We start from the raw sequence: 3,569 nt of genomic DNA, 5'->3' as shown, positions 1-3,569 counted from the left end.
AGTCGATGCATCTGTCACTGATCCACCGCCTTCGCGAGCAAGCCCGCTCCCACATAAAGCCAGTCCGTGCATGAACAGGACACTTTGCGATGCCCACTGCCGTTTACCGCCTAATGCTGGCGCTGCTGCTGTTGCTGCCTCTCGCCGCACACGCCAGCGACGCCGAAGACTTCCTCGCCGCCAACCCGGCCCAGCAAGCCAAGCTCCTCCAGGACTGGGCCGCCCAGCCCGACCCGACGCGCATCGAGCTGGTGGACGCCCTGCAACAAGGCCAACTCACGCTCAACGGTGAAACCAGGACCGTACGCCTGAACAACCGCCTGCGCGGCCTGATCGACAATGTCCGCGCCAGCCAGCAATTGCTCGCCGCCGATCCCAAGGTGCGCCTGGCCGCCGCGCAGACTCTGCAAAAAACCGCGCAACCCGCGCAGCTCAAATTCCTCGACCAGCAGGTCGCCGCCGAAACCAATGAGGATGTGCACACCGCCCTCAGCCTGGCCCTGGCCAACCTGCAACTGGTCGACACCGACCCGGCCGTGCGCCTCGCCGCCGTGCGTTTGCTCGGCAACACCGGCGACCCGCTGGCCCGCACGCGCCTGGAAGCCTTGCTCGCCCCCGGCGTGGAAACCGATGCCGCCGTGCACACCGCCGCCGAAACCAGCCTGGCCCAGGTCAAGCGCAAGTTGATGGTCGGCGAGATCCTCGGCCAGGCCTTCAGCGGCATGTCCCTGGGTTCGATCCTGCTGCTCGCGGCCCTGGGTTTGGCGATCACCTTCGGCCTGCTCGGCGTAATCAACATGGCCCACGGCGAGATGCTGATGCTCGGCGCCTACTCGACCTATGTCGTGCAGATGCTGATGCAGCGTTATGTGCCGCAAGCCATCGAGTTCTACCCGCTGATCGCGCTGCCGGTGGCGTTTTTTGTCACGGCCGCGATTGGCATGGCGCTGGAGCGCACGGTGATTCGTCACCTGTATGGCCGGCCGCTGGAAACCCTGCTCGCCACGTGGGGCATCAGCCTGATGCTGATCCAACTGGTACGCCTGGTGTTTGGTGCGCAGAACGTCGAAGTGTCCAACCCCGCCTGGCTGTCCGGCGGCATCCAAGTGCTGCCCAACCTGGTGCTGCCGTACAACCGCATCGTCATCATCGCGTTTGCGCTGTGCGTGGTGGTGCTGACCTGGCTGCTGCTGAACAAGACGCGCCTGGGCCTCAACGTGCGCGCCGTGACCCAGAACCGCAACATGGCGGCCTGCTGCGGCGTGCCCACCGGGCGCGTGGACATGCTCGCGTTTGGCCTCGGTTCCGGTATCGCCGGTTTGGGCGGCGTCGCCCTGAGCCAGATCGGCAACGTCGGCCCGGACCTGGGCCAGAGCTACATCATCGACTCCTTCCTGGTGGTGGTATTGGGCGGTGTCGGCCAGTTGGCCGGTAGCGTCATGGCCGCCTTCGGCCTGGGCATCGCCAACAAGATCCTGGAACCGCAGATCGGCGCCGTGCTCGGCAAGATCCTGATCCTCGCGCTCATCATTCTGTTTATCCAGAAACGCCCGCAAGGACTCTTCGCACTGAAAGGACGGGTGATCGACTGATGAACCAGCCATTGATGCTTACCGCCACGCAAAAAGCCGGGCCCAAGGTGACGATTGCCGTGGGTGCAGTGATCCTGGTCCTGCTGCTGGCGCTGCCGTTGCTGTCGCTGCTGCCGGCCGACAGCGCCTTTCATGTCTCCGCCTACACCCTGACGCTGGTGGGCAAGATCCTCTGCTACGCCATCGTCGCCCTCGCCCTGGATCTGGTGTGGGGCTATGCGGGGATGTTGTCCCTCGGCCACGGTTTGTTCTTTGCCCTCGGCGGTTATGCGATGGGCATGTACCTGATGCGCCAGGCGTCCGGCGATGAGCTGCCGGCGTTCATGACCTTTTTGTCGTGGACCGAATTGCCGTGGTATTGGGTCGGCACCGAGCACTTCCTCTGGGCCCTGTGCCTGGTGGTATTGGCGCCGGGTTTGCTGGCGCTGGTGTTTGGTTTCTTCGCCTTCCGCTCGCGGATCAAGGGCGTGTATTTCTCGATCATGACCCAGGCCCTGACCTTTGCCGGGATGCTGTTGTTCTTCAGGAACGAAACCGGCTTTGGCGGCAACAACGGCTTCACCAATTTCCGCAGCATCCTCGGGTTTGGCATTACCGAACCGGGCACGCGGGCGGTGCTTTTTGTCGCGACGGTGCTGTTGCTGGTAGCGAGCCTGTACATCGGCTGGCGCCTGGCGCAAAGCAAGTTCGGCCGGGTGCTGACGGCGCTGCGCGATGCGGAGAACCGCCTGATGTTCTGCGGCTACGACCCGCGGGGTTTCAAGCTGTTCGTGTGGGTGTTGAGCGCGGTGCTGTGCGGTTTGGCCGGGGCGTTGTATGTGCCGCAGGTGGGCATCATCAACCCCAGCGAAATGTCGCCGACCAACTCCATCGAAGCCGCCGTGTGGGTGGCCCTTGGCGGGCGCGGCACGTTGATCGGCCCGCTGCTCGGCGCTGGCGTGGTCAATGGCATGAAGAGCTGGTTCACCGTGGCCTTCCCGGAATACTGGCTGTTCTTCCTCGGGGCGCTGTTCATCATCGTCACCCTGTACCTGCCCAAGGGCGTGATCGGGCTGCTGAAAAAATGAGGAACGTCATGTTGGAACCTATTTTCGACGCCGGCAGCGGCCGCGATGCCATCGGCCTTGGCCAGGCCGCAGGCAAGGGCCTGAATACGCGCCACGGCACCATCCTGACCCTGGAAGACATCAGCGTCAGCTTTGATGGTTTCAAGGCCCTCAACAACTTGAACCTGTACATCGGCGTGGGCGAATTGCGCTGCATCATCGGCCCCAACGGCGCGGGCAAGACCACGCTGATGGACGTGATTACCGGCAAGACCCGGCCCAGCCACGGCACCGCCTGGTTTGGCGAAAACCTCGACCTCACCGGCATGAGCGAAGTACAGATCGCCCAGGCCGGCATCGGCCGCAAGTTCCAGAAGCCCACGGTGTTCGAAGCCCTCAGCGTGTTCGAAAACCTGGAGCTGGCGCAGAAGACCGACAAGTCCGTATGGGCCAGCCTGCGCGCGCGCCTGAGCGGTGAGCAGAAGGACCGTATCGACGAAGTGCTCGACACCATCCGCCTCACCGCCTCGGTACAGCGCCCGGCCGGGCTGTTGTCCCACGGGCAAAAGCAGTTCCTCGAAATCGGCATGCTGCTGATGCAAGACCCGCAACTGTTGCTGCTGGACGAACCGGTGGCGGGCATGACCGACGCCGAAACCGAATTCACCGCCGAGCTGTTCAAGCGCCTGGCGGGCAAGCACTCGTTGATGGTCGTGGAGCACGACATGGGCTTTGTCGGCGCGATTGCCGACCATGTGACCGTGTTGCACCAGGGCAGCGTGCTGGCCGAAGGGTCATTGGAGCAGGTGCAGGAAAACGAGCGGGTGATCGAAGTCTATCTCGGTCGCTGACCCAGACGCGCACTTGCTTTATGTGGGAGCGGGCTTGCTCGCGAATGCGGTGGGTCAGTAACAGATGCATGAACTGACCC

The 3,569-nt window shown here is 63.6% G+C and carries 3 protein-coding genes; all 3 read left to right on the top strand.

Annotation, left to right across the window (positions count from 1 at the left end; all coding sequences use genetic code 11):
• Window positions 1-89 precede the first annotated feature (89 nt).
• From urtB to urtD, 3 genes are read left to right on the top strand one after another with little or no spacing between them, the layout of a single operon-like run.
• On the top strand, window positions 90-1,592 hold the full coding sequence (urtB, locus tag NUV89_RS28555; protein WP_257783951.1) for an urea ABC transporter permease subunit UrtB: 1,503 nt from the start codon (window positions 90-92) through the stop codon (window positions 1,590-1,592).
• Window positions 1,592-2,659 (top strand): urea ABC transporter permease subunit UrtC, encoded by a 1,068-nt coding sequence (gene urtC, locus NUV89_RS28550; protein WP_257783950.1) that lies wholly within the window; start codon window positions 1,592-1,594, stop codon window positions 2,657-2,659. The genes urtB and urtC overlap by 1 nt, the downstream gene beginning before the upstream one ends.
• Entirely contained in the window at window positions 2,656-3,489 is an 834-nt protein-coding gene (urtD, locus tag NUV89_RS28545) for an urea ABC transporter ATP-binding protein UrtD (protein ID WP_207043621.1), read from the top strand. The genes urtC and urtD overlap by 4 nt, the downstream gene beginning before the upstream one ends.
• The last annotated feature ends 80 nt before the right edge of the window (window positions 3,490-3,569 follow it).

This window comes from Pseudomonas sp. 18.1.10, from assembly GCF_024655625.1.
In the GTDB taxonomy this organism is placed as follows: domain Bacteria; phylum Pseudomonadota; class Gammaproteobacteria; order Pseudomonadales; family Pseudomonadaceae; genus Aquipseudomonas.
This window is presented reverse-complemented; position numbering and strand designations above follow the sequence as displayed.

What these genes read in the sequence shown, in the direction of transcription:
- urtB (WP_257783951.1), top strand. Translation starts at nt 90, where the DNA reads ATGCCCACTGCCGTTTACCGCCTAATGCTGGCGCTGCTGCTGTTGCTG.
- urtC (WP_257783950.1), top strand. Translation starts at nt 1,592, where the DNA reads ATGAACCAGCCATTGATGCTTACCGCCACGCAAAAAGCCGGGCCCAAG.
- urtD (WP_207043621.1), top strand. Translation starts at nt 2,656, where the DNA reads ATGAGGAACGTCATGTTGGAACCTATTTTCGACGCCGGCAGCGGCCGC.